Below are 18,451 nucleotides of genomic sequence, written 5' to 3' on the forward strand. Positions count from 1 at the left end.
ACTTACTCCCCTAAGCGGGCAATTTCTTCGCCAAATTCGCGGATATCTTCAAACGAACGATACACCGAGGCAAAGCGCACATAAGCTACTTTATCGAGCTTTTTAAGCGCTTCCATAATGCACTCTCCCACTAAATGGCTCGAAACCTCTCGCTCACCGGTTGCGCGTAATTGCGACTTTATTATATTAACTACTTCTTCTACTTGTTCGGTACTTACGGGGCGTTTTTCCAGTGCGCGGTTTAAACCATTTAACAATTTATCTTCGTTAAAGGGTTCGCGGCTGCCATCTTGTTTTATTACCCGTGGCATAACCAGTTCTGCGCCCTCAAACGTAGTAAAACGCTCATGGCAGTCATTGCATTCACGACGACGACGCACTTGGTGACCACCGCCAACCAGGCGAGAGTCAATAACTTTGGTATCTTTTGCGGTACAAAATGGGCAATGCATAGCTAGGTACTTCCGTTTTAAAAAACAAAAAAAGGCCGCTTTAAAGCGGCCTTTATCTTAGCAAAAAACTAAGCGATTGTGATCTAAATTACTGTTTTACTTTTATTAAGCGTAAACAGGTAGTTTTGCACAAATTGCTTTTACTTTTTCTCTTACTTGCGCCTGTACTGATTCATCATTGATGTTATCTAGTACGTCACAGATCCAGCCAGCAAGCTCTTTAGATTCTGCTTCTTTAAAACCACGACGAGTGATTGCAGGTGAACCAATACGTAGGCCAGATGTTACAAACGGTGAACGTGGATCGTTAGGCACTGAGTTTTTGTTAACTGTAATATGAGCGTTACCCAAAGCAGCATCTGCATCTTTACCGGTAATATCTTTATTGATTAAATCAAGTAAGAATAAGTGGTTTTCAGTTTTGTCAGATACAATTTTGTAGCCACGTTCCTGCATAACAGCAACCATAGCTTGTGCATTTTTAACAACTTGTGTTTGGTACACTTTAAATTCTGGTTGTAGGGCTTCTTTAAATGCCACAGCTTTAGCAGCAATAACATGACATAAAGGACCGCCTTGGCCACCAGGGAAAACAGCACTGTTAAGCTTTTTGTAAATAGCTTCGTCGCCACATGCCGAAATAATTAAACCACCACGAGGGCCTGCTAAGGTTTTATGTGTAGTTGTAGTAACAACATGTGCGTGAGGAACTGGGCTTGGGTAAATACCCGCCGCAATTAAACCAGCAACGTGCGCCATATCTACAAAAAAGTAAGCGCCAATTTTATCAGCAATTTCACGTAATTTAGCCCAATCAACAATACCTGAGTATGCTGAGAAGCCACCAATAATCATTTTTGGTTTGTGCTCAAGCGCTAGCGCTTCAACCTGTGCGTAATCAATTTCGCCTGTAGTTTCATCTAGGCCATACTGAATTGCATTATAAAGCTTACCTGAAAAGTTTACGTGTGAACCATGCGTTAAATGGCCGCCATGAGCTAAGCTCATACCAAGTACAGTGTCACCGGCGTTTAATAAAGCTAAAAAAACAGCCGCATTTGCTTGCGAACCAGCATGTGGTTGTACGTTTGCATAGTCAGAACCAAATAGTTCGTTAGCACGGTCAATCGCTAATTGCTCAACAACGTCTACATGCTCACAACCGCCATAGTAACGTTTGCCCGGATAACCTTCTGCGTATTTATTAGTTAACTGTGAACCCTGTGCTTCTAGTACGCGTGGGCTACAGTAGTTTTCAGAAGCGATTAATTCAATGTGATCTTCTTGGCGCGCAGTTTCTTTTGCAATTGCGTCAAATAACTCTGGGTCAAAATCTGAAATATTCATGCTACGTTCTAACATTGGGGTCTCCTGGGGCAAGGTGTATGGTATTTTTTAGAGGCTTTATTGTACGCTTAAAACGACTATTTGCCTACGCTCTTAAGTTGAGGATATTTAAACAGGGATTGAATTTATTTCACAGGCTTTTTAAGATGATATTTTTTAATCATTACATAAAAAATTAAAATATATATTAATTACTATATTTGCATAGCTAATGAAAGTATTAACACCCACACTAAAATATACCTATAAAAAAAGCGACCAAGGCCGCTTTAATTAGATCTTACTTTCAACTTAATTTTTTAAGTATTTCAGTACGTAAGGCATCATAATCAGCATTTATATCATTAGCTAAACATGGCTTGGCTAATGCATCTGCAAGTGGCTTTGGCATAGCTAGTTCAATGTTTAAAATACCTTCAACACTGTCTTTAAATTTAGCTGGATGAGCCGTTGCTAAAAAGATTCCGGCAGCGCCAGGAGCGCGATTTTCAACAAGTCCTTGGTATGCAATAGCGGTATGCGGCTCAGCAACATAACCTGTTTGTTGAATATTTTTCATCACTGTTTGCGTATCTTGCTCGTTTACGCTAGTTGAATAAAAATTATCGTAGCTAAACCAATTGTTGTCGAGCATAGATTGCACTCGTGGCCAGTTATTTGGCTTGCTTACATCCATTGCATTTGAAAGTGATTCAAGTGTCGCGTTTGGCGTCCAGTTTTTATCCAGCATAAAGCGCGGTACTGTATCGTTTTGATTAGTAGTTGCACTAAGTTTGCCAACAGGCAAACCAATAACAGCACCTATCATTGCCGCGCACACATTACCAAAGTTACCACTTGGAACCGAAATATGCGCAGTAGCCCGTTTTGCTTTTGGTAATTGTGCAATTGCCTCAAAGTAATAACAAACTTGTGCCACTAAGCGACTAATATTAATAGAGTTAGCAGAGTTAAGCCCCAGTGTAGATTTAACTTCTTCATCTAAAAAGGCATTTTTAACTAACTCTTGGCAATCATCAAAGCTGCCTTCAACCGCATAACAATGAATGTTGCCACCCAATGTAGTAAAAAGCTTTTGCTGCGCCAGTGAAATTTTGCCTTTAGGGTATAAAATTACCACGTCGATATTAGGCTTATTATAAAACGCATGTGCAACCGCCGCGCCAGTATCGCCCGACGTTGCAGTTAAAATAGTCACTTTATCGCCTTGATTAAACTGCGCTAAACACTCTGCCATAAAGCGCGCACCAAAATCTTTAAACGCTAAGGTAGGCCCATGAAACAATTCTAAGCAATAAGTGTTCTCTGCCACTTCCACCAGCTTAACCGGAAAGTTAAATGCATTTTTAACCATATGTGCAACGGTATCTGCTGGTAATTCATCGCCAATTAAATGCGAGAGTATTTTACTACTACGGGTTACAAAATCCATATCAAGTAGTGCATCAACATCCGTTAGTGGTGTTAACGACTCGGGAAAAAATACCCCTTGATTACGCCCTAAACCCGTTTTTACTGCCTCAACAAACGACACTTGTTGCGAACTATCTTTTAAATTATGTAATTGCATAACTACTATCCTATAAAACTGTTAATTGACGTGTGCCGTCGTTATCTAATTTACAAATATGGCAAAAACCTTGCTCGTTTATGTAGTTACTTTCAAGCCACTGCGCGCACTGCTGTGCAGCTTTTAATGTTTTACACACAGTAAATAATGTTGGCCCTGCACCAGAAATACTAACAATTTCGGCGCCTAGCGCTGGCAAACTCGCTTTTGCTTCACTAAAACCTGTTATAAGTGGCGCACGGTATGGCTCGGCTATATGGTCTTGCATAATACTTAATGCATCATCAAAGCGATGCATTAACAATAAACTACTAAAGGCAGATAAACGCTGCGCAAATTCTACACCTGCGTGCATGCTCAATTCTTTTGGTAAAACTGAGCGTGCTTTTGCTGTATTAAGTGAAAAACCAGGAAACGCAGCAACGTAATACCAGTTTTCATCAACTGGTAAAGCAATTGATTTATTAGGAATTAAATCGCCAGTTAGCTGCAGGCCACCTAAATAACATGGCGTGATGTTATCGTAATGACGACCACCACTAACAACTGCTTCAAAGTCGGCCATTAATTCAATAAGTTCAACTTGGCTAAGCTTGGTACCGGCAAATTTATCAAGGGCAGCAAAGGTTGCAACCACCGAACACGCACTTGATCCTAGCCCTGAACCTATGGGCAAGTTCTTTTTCAGCTCCAACTTTACACTTGGCATATTAGGCGCTACATGCGCTCTAAAATGCACTAAACATTGATACGCTAAGTTTTCACTGGCATCACTTGGTAGCTTATGCGCGTATTCGCCAGAGCAAATAAACTCATCGCTCGATGCGGCACTAACAACGGCTACATCGCCTAATAAACTGCCGTCAATAGGTGCAAGAGCTGCGCCTAATGCGTCAAAACCAACGGCAAAATTACCAATAGATGCGGGAGCATATACTTCAATCATTGTTTGCTCCTAGCGCGATAACGTTTTTAAAATATCAGCAAATACACCAGCGGCTGTTACTGCCGAGCCTGCGCCATAGCCTCGTATAACAAATGGGCGTGGCTGATAATACTGACTTAAAATTGCTAATGCGTTTTCGCCATCACGAATATCGTAAAGTGCATGCTTTGCATCAACGGCTTCTATACCTACCTTACAGTGACCTTGCTTAATTGTGCCTACGTAACGCAGTACTTTACCCTCTGCGGCAGCACTTGCTATTCGGTCGTTAAAACCTGCGTTTAGGCTAGGGAGCTTTTCCATAAACGTATTTACATCATCGCCTTGTGCAAAACCGTGCGGTAATACCGACTCTACTTCAATGTCGCTTAGCTCTAGTGGCATCCCAGATTCGCGGGCAATAATTAATAGTTTTCGTGCTACGTCTGTCCCCGATAAGTCATCACGCGGATCAGGTTCAGTAAAGCCACTTTCTTTAGCTTTAATTGTTGCCTCAGACAGTGACAAGCCATCTTGCAGCGCACCAAACATGTACGATAGCGAGCCTGATAAAATACCACTAAATTCTAGTAACTCGTCTCCTGCACCAAATAACGATTTTAAGTTATCAAGTACCGGTAAACCGGCTCCTACATTGGTTTCGTATAAAAACTTACGGCCATTTTTTTGCGTTGCTGCAATTAAGTCTTGATAGTAAGCATACGAGCTTGTATTGGCCTTTTTATTTGCAGCTACGACATGGAAACCGGCATTTAAAAAGTCTACGTATTGCGCCGATAACGCATCTGACGAAGTACAATCAACTAATACTGGGTTTATTAAATGATTTTGCTGTACAAATTGTTCAACTAGTTTTAAATCAAAAGCTTGCTCTGATGCGCCAAGCTTTTGCTGCCAGTCATCAAAGGCAATACCTTCACTGTCTAAGTGTAGCTGGCGAGAGTTGGCAACCCCATAAAGCTTAAGTTTAATATTGCGTTTTTCAAGCCAAGCTTGTTGACGCTCTAATTGCTCAATAAGCTCTTGACCTACTAAACCACACCCTAATAAAAACACGTCAATTGATGGAATATGGGTAAAGAAATTCTCATGACAAACCTTTACAGCGCCATTACAACGTTCACCATCGATCACGGCCGAAATAGAACTTTCGGTAGAGTCTTGGGCTATAGCTACAATATTTACTTGTGCTTGAGCAAGTGATGCAAAAAACTTAGCCGCTAAACCTTTGTGCGCACGCATATTATCGCCCACCAAAGTAACAATAGCTAAGTTACGCTTTACTTGTATTGGTTCAATTAAACCTGCTTGAGACTCTAATTTAAATGCGGTTTGCAGCGCTTCAAGTGCCAGCGCTAAATCGACCTCATGAACACAAAAACTAATACTGAACTCACACGATGACTGGGTAATTAAAACAATCGACACATTATCAAGGGCAAGGGCATTAAATACTTTAGATGCCATCCCTACTTTACCTTTCATGCCCGGGCCCGACACGGTAAGCATTGCTAAATCTTGTAAACTTGATAGTGCTTTTACTGGCTCAGATGAAACGCTCTCGTTACTAATAAGTGAGCCTTGTGCATTGGGGTTACGCGTGTTTTTAATTTCGCACGGTACACCCGCTTTAGCGCAGGGTAAAATTGTTTTAGGGTGTAATACTTTTGCACCAAAGTAAGAAAGCTCCATCGCTTCTTTATAAGATAAAAAATCAACTTTAGTGGCGGTTTTTATATAACGCGGATCAGCACTGTAAACACCATCTACATCAGTCCAAATTTGGCAAACATCGGCTTCTAAACAAGCTGCCGCAATTGCCGCAGAATAATCTGAGCCATTTCGGCCCAAAGTGGTTAGTTCGCCTTGCTCATTACTGGCAGTAAAACCGGGCATAATATAAATAGTTGCTGGTTGTTCTTTTAATACGGCTTGAAAGCGCACTTTACTGGCAACTAAGTCTGCCTCTGCATCTATGTAACCACCGGTTGATACTATGCAATTGGTCGCTTCAAGGTACTGCGCGTTTAAATCACCGAGTAAGCATTGCATTAACGACACACTAACGCGCTCACCAAAGCTAATAATAAAAGCACGTACTTGCTCAGGGCAGCATTTAATAAGTGATACACCATCAAGTTTATTTTTAAGCTCGGTAAAATTTGGCCAGTTTTCAATTTCACCATAGCCTTGCTCTACTGCTTTTTTTAACTCGTCACATCGATTTACCAGTGCTTGCCACAAGTGACTAAAGTCTTCACCCTGCTCAGCCGCTGAGGCTAATGCAACTAATGAATCTGTCATGCCACCGGGGGCTGAAAGCACTAATAACATTTCATCTTTTAATTGTGCTTTTGCAAGCACGGCAACCATCTCTAAGCAAGCAAAGTCGGCAAGCGATGATCCGCCAAATTTTAAAACGCGCATTTTTTATGTTTCCTCATTCCATAAAACGAAAAAAGGCCTGGGTTCTAAGTGAACACAGGCCTTTAAATTTGTTGCACCGACCTATGCCACTATCCAGTTAGGATGATGGTTGTAATAATAATGGTCGCTGCAAGACTAAATGTTTTCATAGCTTAAGACTGCCTTAACACAGGCTATACTGTCAACCCTCATTAAGAAGATAAAACAGTCTTTTTTTTCATCTTAACTTCTAGTAAATGCCAAATTTATGCAAAATATTATTAAGTATTATTTTGCCAACTGGCTTTTCGATAAACCCTATAACACCTAATTGTGCTACGCGCTGCTGCATTTGCTGTTGAATATCTGCCGAAATGACTAATACAAAACACTCCATTTTTTCTGCTTTAATATGCTCCAACACCTGCACACCATCGAGTATCGGCATAGTTAAATCGAGGCAAACTAAATCAAAATGTTGTTCTTTCAATAACGCTAACGCATCTACTCCATTTATCGCTTGGCGTATATCGGCGGTTATACAGTCATTTAAGCAACGTATCACTTGTTTGCGGGCTACTGCTGAATCGTCACAAACTAAAATAGAAAAGTTCATCATGAAAACCAGTTACTAAGGCGATGCATTAAAGCCAGCATAAAAACAACCTCTCGTTCAGCCAAACTTAAAGCCGAAAAACTTCAAAAATATCGAGCTTCACTATAACTGAATTAATGTAAAATACACTAGGGCGTGTTAATTTTTCAAAATTGAAATTTATTCAACTAAGAGTGATTTATATTTGGCCTAGCCTGCGCATTATCAAACCCACCATTAAACTATAGTGTAATGCAAAAAGCTAAACGCTAAATACATATGCGCTTAGTTTTAAACGGCCTGTATAAAAGTGTAGCAACTTATTGCGCAACAAGTGCGCAGCGACAGCAAGCAAGATTACACATACTCAATTATGACTGCGCTCCTTAAAACAACTTGCTATTTTTTAAATATGCCACAATAAAATCAGCCATTTCGAGATACTGATTTTATTGCTATGATTGTGCAAATTTTTCAAATGGATCTGTATTCCTATGTGGTTTAGTAACCTTATATGTTATCGCTTTAAACAAGATGTTTCGTATACACAAGAAGATTTTGACAAAGCATTAGAGCAAGACTTATTTCGTCCATGTACGGGCCAAGAGCTGGCTACATTTGGCTGGACAAAAGCGTTTGGGAAACACGGCGAAACTTTATCGCATTTTTCACAAAAAAGTATTTTAGTTTGCGCTAAGCGCGAAGAAAAAGTATTACCTGCATCGGTTATAAATGAGCTAGTTGCAGAAAAAGTCGATTTAATTGAAGCTGAAGAAAATCGCCCAGTTAAAAAGAAAGAAAAAGACGAATTAAAAGAAAACATTTTACATACACTGCTACCACAAGCATTTAAAAAGTCGAGCTTACAGTTTGCATTTATTGACCAAGAAAACGGCTGGGTTGTGGTTAATAGCGGCAGTTTTAACAAAGCCGAAGAGTTACTCGCACTTTTGCGTAAATCGTTAGGCACACTGCCTGTAGTACCTGCATTTGCCAATTACGACCTAGATGTATTTTTAACCGACTGGTTAACTAACTTCAGCACGCCTGAAGGTTTTGCAATAGGCTCAGATGCAGAGTTAGAAGAAGCAGATGACAGTGGTGCGCAAGTTAAGCTTAAAGGCCACGACCTATCGTGCGACGAAGTTAAATCGCACCTTGAAACCGGTAAACGTGTTACTAAGCTTGCACTTGATTGGCAAGAACGCGTTAAGTTTATGCTGCAAAACGACGGTTCTATTAAGCGTTTAAGCTACAGCGATACCTTAAAAGAAGAAAATGCTGATATTCCAAAAGAAGACATGGCAGTAAAACTCGATGCTGACTTTATTTTAGCTTCAGAAGAAATTAAACAGCTACTTGAAGAGCTAACTCAAGGCTTAGGCGATATAGACGACTTAGCTTAAGCGCTACCCCTTGCTAAGTTAAGCCAAAAAAAGCACGATTTAATCGTGCTTTTTTACACTCACTACTTAATTACTATTAGCAAAACATCTCTTTTATATCGTCAACCATAGCGTGATACTCATCGCTGGTGAAAAGCTGCATAGAAGGAATAATTCCTTTGTTAATATAAACCTGTAGCGCGGCCGACTTATCTGACACTTGTAGCGTGCCCTCTAAAATTGCACCAATCCTAATAAAATCAATATAGCTTACCTGCTCAGGGCGATGACTGGCATCAGCCCAGTTTTGCGCCACATCAACAAATTCATCAGGAAACTCCCACGCTTTCATTATAGAGCCACCAATTTTACCACTGAGCTTTTGAATTGCATGGGCTAAAAAGCTAGGATTAGCAAATACCTCAGGATGGCGTTCGGCTTCGGTTAAAATGGGTAATACTCCAATATTATAAATTAATGATGCCAAGGTAATCGAATCTCTATTTAAAGAGTTTTGCTTATTATTCTTTAAGTAAAATTCCATTAATGCAATTGAGTGACTCGCTACTATTAACGTTTTTTGCCACGCTTTGCCCATGTAACCTTTAATTAGCTCGCTGTTAGATACAAACAATTGCTCCATTGCCATAGCCGTTGCAATATTTTTAATTTGTCGTAAGCCTATGCGAGTAACTGCTTGATGTAAGTTAGATACCTTAACTGAGCGCCCCATAATTGCACTGTTAGCTACTTTAATCATACGGGCTGTTAGTGCTGGATCATGTGCAATCACATCGGCCATTTGCATCAAGTTTACGTCATTATTATCAGCAGCTTGGCGCACTTTAATTGCTACTTCAGGTAAAGTAGGCAGCACCAAAGTGTCGTTATTTATTCTATCAATCAAAATTGTTAACAATGCATTTTCAGTAGACATAACATCCCTATGATTAGTTATTTATAAGCTAAAACAAGCCTTATATTGTTGTTATTATATGCTTTAGTATTACTTAACTTATAGTTAAAGCTAACAAAACTACATAAATTTATTTTTTATTTACTATTTAACATCAGTTAATTACACCTCTAACGCCTAAAACTTGCTATTTACCACGGTGTTTTGCTTTAATGCAGTCACTATAAGGCAGTATTTTTAAGATAGTAAGCGCCTTAGCGAACTGCATACAAATAATAAATCTTACTTTTAAATAGGCAAAATAATGAATTTAAATAAAATTAGCCAAGCAATTATGCTCTCCGGCATCGTTTTTCTTAGTGCTTGTTCAGAGCAAGCTCCTTCTTCTAGTAATAAAACGGCTGTTAAAACAGAGCAAGTAAAGCCAGTAGGTCCAACACTTATAAATACCGATAAACAACGTTTAGACATTTACACTGACTTTAGCTTACAAACTGATTTATCACATTTAAGTGATAACCAAAAAGCCATGGTGGCAAAGCTTATAGATGCTTCAATAATTATGGATGATTTATTTTGGCAGCAAGCGTTTGGTGAAAATAAAGAGTCATTTTTAGCTAAACTAGCTGATGACAAAGTGCGTAAATTTGCCGACATAAACTACGGTCCATGGGATCGTTTAAACGGCGATAAAGTGTTTTTATCAAGCTATAAAGAAAAAGCAACTGGTGCACAGTTTTACCCTGCAGATATAACTAAAGAAGAGTTAAATAAAGCTGATCTTGCAGATAAAAATGGGCTTTACTCTATTATTAAACGTGATGAGCAAGGTAACCTTTACAGCGTGCCATACTCTAAAGAGTACGCAACCGAGCTTTTAGAGGCTGCTAACTTGCTACGTGAAGCAAGTAAACTAGCAGACGATAAAGAGTTTGCTAACTACTTAAACCTTCGTGCAGACGCGCTACTAAACGATGACTTTCAAGCGTCTGATTTTGCGTGGATGGATATGAAAAATAACCCAGTAGATGTGGTTATTGGTCCAATTGAAACTTATGAAGACCAATTGTTTGGTTACCGTGCTGCTTATGAGTCTTATGTATTAATTAAAGATTTAGCATGGAGCGAACGCCTGGCTAAATTTGCTGCCTTTTTACCTGAGCTACAAAAAGGCTTACCGGTTGATGATAAATACAAACAAGAAGTTCCGGGATCAGACGCCGACCTAAATGCCTACGACGTTGTTTACTATGCAGGGCACTCAAATGCGGGCAGTAAAACCATTGCAATAAACTTACCAAACGACGAGCAAGTACAGCTTGAAAAAGGCACGCGCCGTTTACAACTTAAAAATGCCATGCGCGCTAAGTTTGACAAAATTTTAGTACCAATTGCAGAACAGCTTATTGTACCTGAACAACGTAAGCATATTACCTTTGATGCTTTTTTTGCTAATACTATGTTCCATGAAGTAGCTCATGGCTTAGGCATTAAAAATACCCTTACTGGTAAGGGAACTGTGCGCCAATCATTACAAGAACACGCCAGTGCGCTAGAGGAAGGTAAAGCCGATATTTTAGGTTTATACATGATTGAGCAACTACTTAAAAAAGGCGAAATTACTGAAGGTACACTAGAGGATTACTACACCACCTTTATGGCTGGTATATTCCGCTCAGTACGTTTTGGTGCATCTAGTGCTCATGGTAAAGCGAATATGATCCGCTTTAACTTTTTTGCTCAAGAAGGTGCTTTTTCTAAAAATGAAGCCGGTTTATACCGTGTAAATATGGAAAAAATGAGCCATGCTATGGCTAAATTATCGCGCTTAATTTTAACCATTCAAGGTGATGGCGATTATCAAAAAGTAGATCAGCTTATTGCTACGCACGGTAATATTAAAGCAGAGCTAGCAGAGGATTTAGAAAAGCTAAGCCAAGCTAATATTCCGGTTGATGTTACTTTTAAACAAGGCAAAGCAGTGTTGGGCCTTAAATAGTTTATAGCCTGTTTACTACCTAAAATAGCCTAGTAAATAAAAACTAAAAAAGCGTTACAGCTCAAAACTGTAACGCTTTTTTATTGAGTTAAAAGTGCTCGGTGTCGTTATTTAAGCTAAACGCTAATTATTTAGTAATATACTTAGCAGTAATAACGCTGTGCACTACAGGCTCTAAACTACTCATTCCCCAATGCTTTCCCTTTGCTAGGGCCGATTCAATATCAAGCCCCTCTGCATGAGCAGAAATAGCCATTAAAGCCCCTACTCTATTGCTACTAGCACAATGTAACAGCACAGGTTCGCCGTTTAGTTCTGCCATTATTTTAGCCAGCTTTTGTGCGTTTTCAACGCTAACATCTTGCGCGCCAGCAATTGGCAATGCGTGATACTGCATCCCTAACGAAGCCACCAACTGGGCTTCATCCCAGTCTTGCTCGTTTTCGCCACGTAAATTAATTACGTGCTTTACTCCAGCATTAGCGAGTTGTTTAAGCTGCTCGCTCGTTGGTTGTGCCGCAGACAACGTTTGATTTTCGTGAATAACTAAATTACGCACATCGCTAGTTTTAACTGCTGTAATATTAATAGACTGCTCTGTTGCAAACGCTGCGCCTGTAGTTAATAGCGCAGTGATAAATAATGCATTGGCAAACAACTTAATATGTCTCATCTTGGCTCTCTCTATAAGGTTTTAGAATTAAAAGTGGGCTTTTATTTTTGCTATTTTCTCGTCTTCATATGGCACTGCCGGGTGTTTACCCCATACTGGCGCAGGCCAAGCGGCATCGCTAGTAAAACGCGCAATATGATGAATATGTAATTGCGGCACCATATTACCAAGCGCCGCCACGTTTAATTTATCGGGATTAAATACCCGCATTAATAAATGACTCAATTTTGCCGACTCGCGCAAATAAGTAACTTGCTCATCCTCGCTTAAGTCAATTATCTCTTTTAAACCGGCTTTTTTTGGCACCAAAATAAACCAGGGGTACTGGCTATCGTTCAATAGTAATACTTTACACAGCGGCCAATCGGCAAGCTCTATACAATCGCGCTTAAGCTCTGGGGCTAGTTCAAATGTGGGGTGGGTCATCATAGTGTCCTACTTTGTCTTTAATAATTACCACTTTATAGCATTTAGTTGCAGTTGCACACGCTTGGCTTTACCATTCTAAGCAATATTTATTAAAGCGAAGGCAACCCTGTGCTAAAAAAAATAAAACATCTTTCACTGGCCATCCCTCTGCTAGCAAGTGCTGTTAGCGTACAAGCAAAACCACTCTCGCTAGAGCGTATTTTTGACGACCCGAGTTTATCGGGTAAATCTCCAGTGCAATTAAAGTTTTCGCCCGATGGCAATCGCGTTACTTATTTACAAGGCAAAAGTGACGACTATAACCGCTACGACTTATGGGAATATAACTTAAAAGATAACACCAACCGTATGCTGGTCGATTCGGCTAAGTTATTCTCGGGCCCAGAGAACCTCTCTGACGAAGAAAAAGCACGCCGCGAGCGCCAGCGTATTTTTGGCCAAGGTATTCTTGAATATAAGTGGTCTAAAGATGGTAAAGCGTTATTGTTCCCACTTAACGGCGATTTGTATTACTACGAACTAGCAGCAAATAAAAGTAAAAAACTCACCAATACCGAGGCATTTGAAACCGATGCTCGCTTTTCGCCCAAAGGTAATTTTGTATCTTTTATTCGCGAGCAAAACCTGTACGCTTTAGCGCTCGATTCTGGTAAAGAAATACAATTAAGTAGCGATGGCGGCGGCATTATTAAAAATGGCATGGCCGAATTTGTTGCACAAGAAGAAATGAGCCGTATGACCGGCTATTGGTGGGCCGACGACGAGTCTAAAATTGCCTTTACTCGCGTTGACGAAAGCCCAGTAAAAGAAGCGCTACGCAACGAAATTTACGCCGACGAAGTAAAACTATTCAATCAACGTTACCCATTTACTGGCACTAACAACGTTAAAATACAGCTTGGCGTAGTTACCTTAAACAATCAGCAAGTGGATTGGGTTGATTTAGGCAAAGATGAAGATATTTACCTTGCCCGAGCAAAATGGTTAAAAGATAGTAATACGCTCTCGTATCAATGGCAAAACCGCTCACAGCAAACGTTAGAGCTGCGCTTTTATAACAGCAAAACTAAAAGCCAAAAAGTAGCGCTCACCGAAAGTAGCGATACCTGGATAAACTTACACTTTGACCTTGAGTTTTTAAAAGACAAAAAGCATTTTGTGTGGGCGTCTGAGCGTGATGGTTTTAAACATTTATACCTTTATCGCACCAATGGCCAATTAGTACGTCAAATTACTAACGGCGATTGGACGGTCGATAGCTTAAAAGGCATTGATGAGAAAAAAGGCCTCGTTTACTTTTCAGGCAGAAAAGACACCCCACTCGAAAGCCACTTATACAGTGCCTCGTTATTTAAAAAAGGCGATATTAAACGCATTACCGAGCAAGGCCAATATCACGACGTCGTACTTGCCAAAGACAACAAAACCTTTATTGATAATAGCTCGGCGGTTAATCAGCCAAACGCTGCAGCTCTGCATAAAATAAATGGCGAGTTTATTACTTGGCTTGAAGAAAACAAGCTAGATAACACGCACCCGCTTACGCCTTACTTAAGTGATTTAGCGACGCCTGAATACGGCACACTTAAAGCCGAAGACGGCCAAGTAATGCATTATAGGTTATTTAAACCAAGCAATATAAGTGACGCTAAAAAACACCCTGTTATTGTAAACGTATACGGTGGCCCACATGCACAGCGAGTAACTAATAGCTGGCGTAGTAAAAACCTATATTTTCAATATATGGCGCAACAAGGCTATGTGATTTTTCAACTTGATAACCGCGGCTCATACAACCGTGGCAAAAAGTTTGAAGATGCTATTTATAAAAATTTAGGTGAAGTAGAAGTTGCTGATCAAATTAAAGGCGTGGAATTTTTACGTACGCTTGATTATGTAGACCCACAACGTATTGGTATTTACGGCCACAGTTATGGCGGTTACATGGCACTAATGACCATGTTTAAAGCTGGCGATTACTTTAACGCAGGTGTTTCTGGCGCGCCAGTAACCGACTGGGCACTTTACGACACTCATTATACTGAGCGTTATTTAGGCCACCCGGCCACTAATGCTAAAGGCTATGAAAACAGTGCGGTATTTCCGTATATTGACGGCTTAAAAGGTCCATTAATGATTTACCACGGCATGGCCGACGACAATGTGTTGTTTACTCATGCCACTAAATTATTTAAACAATTACAAGATACCAATAAACCGTTTGAAATGATGACCTACCCAGGCTCTAAACACAGCCTACGCGGTAAAACAGTGCAAACGCACCTACACCAAACCATTACTAACTTCTTTAATCGTCATTTTAATGTTAAATAACAACTAAATGTTGAATAAATAGACTAAAGGCTGATTATAAATCAGCCTTTTTTTTGCCTTAATAAGTGCTAAGTTTAGTTATATAAATAAACTTAATAAAAGCACAGCAGTGCTGTACCCATTAAGGAATAAACATATGCTCAACCTTCGTCGTTTTACTATTTTTCAGCGTTTTGCACTGTTAGTTGGTATCGTTGTATTGGGACTGGTTATATTAAGTATTTCGAGCTTAAGTAATCAGTATCAAGCGCTTAAAAATGAGCAATATCTTAAAACTCAAAACCTAGTAGAAACCGCCTATAGCGTTATTGATCACTTTTATAATCTTGAGCAAAGTAATACCCTCACCCAACAACAAGCGCAGTCGCAAGCTTTAGCTACAATTAGTGCCCTTAGGTACGATAATACCAACTATTTTTGGATAAATGACTACCACCCAAAAATGATAATGCATCCATTTAAGCCAGACTTAAATGGTACAGATTTAACTAATAACAAAGACCCCGATGGCACAGCATTATTTGTAGAAATGGTAAAAGTGACTCAACAAGCAGGTTCAGGGTTTGTACCTTATAAATGGCCTAAACCAGGTAAAGACAAACCAGTTGATAAAATAGCGTTTGTGAAGGGCTTTAACCAATGGCAATGGGTTATAGGTTCGGGCGTGTACCTCGACAGTATTGATGGTGCATTTGCTGAGCAACGTAATTTAATAATTATAAATGCCGTGGTAATGATTATTGCACTGATTATATTAAGCTACTTTATTGGTAAAAGTATTATTACTCCAACACGCTTAGCTGCCGACATGATGAAAGATATTTCCCAAGGCGAAGGCGATTTAACCCGCAGCTTAGATGAAACCGGAAATGACGAAATATCTGAGCTTTCTCATTCATTCAACGCGTTTATATTGAAGATGCACGAATCGTTAACGCATGTATCGCAAAGCGCGCACGATGTTAATCAACATGCGCATACCGTTGACGAAGCAAGTAAAACAAGCCAATCATTTATTGAATTACAAAACGACAGTAGCACTCAGGTAGCTGCAGCAATGGAGCAAATGACCCATCAAATTCATGATGTGAGTCGCAATGCTGAAGCCGCCGAGCAAGCTGCAAACGATGCAGCTAGTAATGCATCATCAGGTAAAAATGTCGTTGCCAATACAATAACGGCGATTGAAACACTCTCCAGTAATATAGAAACTGTGAGCCGAGTTACCGCCGATTTAGCCAGCGAAAGTAATAATATAGGATCAGTTCTTGAAGTAATTAGAAGTATTTCAGAGCAAACTAATTTACTTGCCCTTAATGCTGCGATTGAGGCTGCCCTTGCAGGTGAACACGGCCGTGGGTTTGCCGTTGTGGCAGACGAGGTGCGTACTTTAGCAAGCCGTACTGGTAAAAGCACCGACGAAATTCAAGCTATGATCACTAAGCTGCAAAACGGTGCAAAAGCAGCGGTAGAAGCGGTGAAGTCGAGCCAAGCTCTTTCAGCATCAACGGTTGAGCAGGCATCATCAGCAAACACATCATTAAATGAAATTGAACGCTTAGTTAGTGTGATCACCGAAATGAACAGTCAAATAGCGCGTGCTACTGAGCAGCAAACTTTAGCTGCAGATGAAGTGAACTTGCGTATTAACGATCTAGCTAATTCAACTAAAGAGTCACTCGATAATACCAAGCAATTAACCGGTGCCAGCGAGCAGTTAAAACAAAGTAGCTTACAACTCTCAAGTGTAGTAACTCGTTTTAAATTAGATTAAAAATTAAAAGCCCTGTATTTACAGGGCGTTGTTAATTACTACTTTATGGTAATTACAAACAGTAACTAGCAAATAAACTACTTACCGAGGCTGCCGTTGGCTTGCCATGCTGCCAATCGCCGCCCTCTACTGCGCTACCCGCTATGTCCATATGTACATAAGGTAGTGGCTGAGCTGAGTCGTTACCATGCTTGTCTAAGCCGCCAACAATTGCTAAAAACGCCATAGGGAACTGATGTCCTCGTGCCGTTACAGCCGATGCTGCGTTATTACTAGAAAGTACATCGTCTGCTAAAGTACGCGGCTTGATAAAGTCATAATCCTCACGACGAGAACGCGATACTTCTGCGCCATCGGCCCATAAGTCGCCGTTATCAGCGAGCTTTCGTGAAATATTAGCACTACGTGCTGGTCCATTTTCAACGTAAGCACCATAAGGACCCATAGCGCGGGCTGCATGGCCGGTTAAAGTGGCCACTGTAAATAGCGTTGGGTTAATTTGGTTTTTAGCTAAATCTTTCATTTCACTTAACAGGTCGCCCATAGCTAAGCGCCCTTCTGCATCTGTATTACCTATACGTACTCGCACACCTTCACGGCTAGTAATAATTTCATCTGGTACAAAACAATCAGAGCCAATTGAGTTACGTACTACCGCTAAGTAAGCAATTACTTTAACGCCCTTAGGTTGGTAGTCGGCCACTGCTTTCATAAAGCCGGCCACAGAAGCTGCACCGCCCTTATCGCGGCTCATGCCCGCCATATGGCCGCCCACTTTTAAATCAGCGCCGCCGGTATCGTATACTAAGCCTTTACCTACAAACATGAGTGTACGAGTTACCTCGCCCTCTGGTCCATATTCTAATTTAACTACACGCGGGTGATGATGCTCAACAGCGTACGATGCACGAGCTACTGTGCTAAGCATAGGGTAGTTTTTATCTATAACTGCAAGGTCATCAATAACATCAACTACAACATTACTGCCTTTAAATAAATCAACACAGTAATCTGCAAAACGTGGCGGCGCCATGCGCTCAGGCTCAGTGCCACATAAATCACGCGCTGCGTATTGTCCAGCTGCAAGTGCATTCACTGCTTTAATTGTTTGCTCTGTGGCATCAACCAAACCAATTTGCGTAATTGGCTCAATAGCCTCGCCATGATATTCGCGCGCTTCTAATGGCTGCCACAATGCTTGGCAAGTTCCTAAGTAAGCAACTTCTAGCGCATGCTGATAACGGCTGTCGGCATTTATATTAGGCAAGTAAATAGCAGGGTTAACACTGCCCGATGCTTTAGCTTCATTTATTGCTAATTTTGCAGCATCAAAATAACGGCGTACATCGTCGTAGTCTCTATTTAATGGCCCAGTAGGCGCCAGTACTACACGTTTATTGTTAATAACTAATAAAGTTACTTGCTTACCGATACGTGAATCTACTTTTGCTTGCGCTGCAATAGCGTCGCGTAATGGATTGTTAGCTAATTGAGAAAAGTCATCACTAATTATAATGAGTGCGTCATGCGCGTTGCATTCAAGGCTAGCGCTCATTGGCTGAGCCACTACTGCTTTAGGGTATGCCATAAATAAAGGTCCTGTTAAAAACATAAGCCTCTATTAT

The 18,451-nt window shown here is 40.4% G+C and carries 14 protein-coding genes; 4 read left to right on the forward strand and 10 right to left on the reverse strand.

The genetic code is table 11. The features are described 5' to 3' along the window. Window positions 1-2: 2 nt before the first annotated feature. The 6 genes from nrdR to H5058_RS11220 all read right to left on the reverse strand — a co-directional run bounded on the left by nrdR (window position 3) and on the right by H5058_RS11220 (window position 7,340). Window positions 3-452 carry a transcriptional regulator NrdR gene (gene nrdR / locus H5058_RS11195; RefSeq protein ID WP_011329025.1) on the reverse strand — a complete coding sequence of 150 codons (450 nt, stop codon included), beginning with the start codon at window positions 450-452 and terminating at the stop codon, window positions 3-5. A gap of 105 nt (window positions 453-557) precedes the next feature. Further along, the gene (gene glyA / locus H5058_RS11200) at window positions 558-1,814 is read right to left on the reverse strand and encodes a serine hydroxymethyltransferase (protein ID WP_011329026.1); all 1,257 of its coding nucleotides are present in this window, start codon (window positions 1,812-1,814) and stop codon (window positions 558-560) included. Between the two features lie 271 nt (window positions 1,815-2,085). Then, window positions 2,086-3,369 carry a threonine synthase gene (gene thrC, locus H5058_RS11205; protein ID WP_011329027.1) on the reverse strand — a complete coding sequence of 428 codons (1,284 nt, stop codon included), beginning with the start codon at window positions 3,367-3,369 and terminating at the stop codon, window positions 2,086-2,088. A 10-nt stretch (window positions 3,370-3,379) separates the two neighbouring features. Beyond that, complete coding sequence (gene thrB / locus H5058_RS11210) at window positions 3,380-4,315, reverse strand: homoserine kinase (RefSeq protein WP_011329028.1); 936 nt, start codon at window positions 4,313-4,315, stop codon at window positions 3,380-3,382. Between the two features lie 9 nt (window positions 4,316-4,324). Then, window positions 4,325-6,742 carry a bifunctional aspartate kinase/homoserine dehydrogenase I gene (thrA, locus tag H5058_RS11215; RefSeq protein ID WP_011329029.1) on the reverse strand — a complete coding sequence of 806 codons (2,418 nt, stop codon included), beginning with the start codon at window positions 6,740-6,742 and terminating at the stop codon, window positions 4,325-4,327. 229 nt (window positions 6,743-6,971) lie between these two features. Next, entirely contained in the window at window positions 6,972-7,340 is a 369-nt protein-coding gene (locus tag H5058_RS11220) for a response regulator (RefSeq protein WP_086993178.1), read from the reverse strand. A gap of 470 nt (window positions 7,341-7,810) precedes the next feature. Between H5058_RS11220 and rdgC the strand changes: the two genes are divergently transcribed. Continuing rightward, on the forward strand, window positions 7,811-8,722 hold the full coding sequence (gene rdgC, locus H5058_RS11225) for a recombination-associated protein RdgC (RefSeq protein ID WP_011329031.1): 912 nt from the start codon (window positions 7,811-7,813) through the stop codon (window positions 8,720-8,722). Between the two features lie 76 nt (window positions 8,723-8,798). Here the strand turns inward: rdgC and H5058_RS11230 are convergent, their stop codons facing one another. After that, window positions 8,799-9,638, reverse strand: a complete 840-nt coding sequence (locus H5058_RS11230; protein WP_182678269.1) for an HDOD domain-containing protein — start codon at window positions 9,636-9,638, stop codon at window positions 8,799-8,801. Window positions 9,639-9,921: 283 nt separating this feature from the next. On the opposite strand from H5058_RS11230, the gene H5058_RS11235 reads away from it, so the two are divergent. After that, complete coding sequence (locus H5058_RS11235; protein ID WP_011329033.1) at window positions 9,922-11,616, forward strand: dipeptidyl-peptidase 3 family protein; 1,695 nt, start codon at window positions 9,922-9,924, stop codon at window positions 11,614-11,616. 127 nt (window positions 11,617-11,743) lie between these two features. Here H5058_RS11235 and H5058_RS11240 read toward each other — a convergent pair whose 3' ends face one another. Both H5058_RS11240 and H5058_RS11245 read right to left on the reverse strand, forming a co-directional pair. Continuing rightward, a complete protein-coding gene (locus tag H5058_RS11240; RefSeq protein ID WP_182678272.1) occupies window positions 11,744-12,289 on the reverse strand; it encodes a fused DSP-PTPase phosphatase/NAD kinase-like protein in 546 nt (181 codons plus the stop codon). Window positions 12,290-12,316: 27 nt separating this feature from the next. Beyond that, entirely contained in the window at window positions 12,317-12,715 is a 399-nt protein-coding gene (locus H5058_RS11245) for an HIT domain-containing protein (RefSeq protein ID WP_041454540.1), read from the reverse strand. Window positions 12,716-12,826: 111 nt separating this feature from the next. Between H5058_RS11245 and H5058_RS11250 the strand changes: the two genes are divergently transcribed. Both H5058_RS11250 and H5058_RS11255 read left to right on the forward strand, forming a co-directional pair. Beyond that, window positions 12,827-15,052 (forward strand): S9 family peptidase, encoded by a 2,226-nt coding sequence (locus H5058_RS11250; RefSeq protein WP_182678274.1) that lies wholly within the window; start codon window positions 12,827-12,829, stop codon window positions 15,050-15,052. Window positions 15,053-15,188: 136 nt separating this feature from the next. After that, entirely contained in the window at window positions 15,189-16,826 is a 1,638-nt protein-coding gene (locus H5058_RS11255; RefSeq protein ID WP_182678276.1) for a methyl-accepting chemotaxis protein, read from the forward strand. A gap of 52 nt (window positions 16,827-16,878) precedes the next feature. Here H5058_RS11255 and H5058_RS11260 read toward each other — a convergent pair whose 3' ends face one another. Further along, window positions 16,879-18,414 carry a leucyl aminopeptidase family protein gene (locus tag H5058_RS11260; protein ID WP_179807515.1) on the reverse strand — a complete coding sequence of 512 codons (1,536 nt, stop codon included), beginning with the start codon at window positions 18,412-18,414 and terminating at the stop codon, window positions 16,879-16,881. Window positions 18,415-18,451 lie beyond the last annotated feature (37 nt).

Source organism: Pseudoalteromonas sp. SR45-4 (assembly GCF_014163535.1).
Lineage (GTDB): Bacteria > Pseudomonadota > Gammaproteobacteria > Enterobacterales > Alteromonadaceae > Pseudoalteromonas > Pseudoalteromonas nigrifaciens.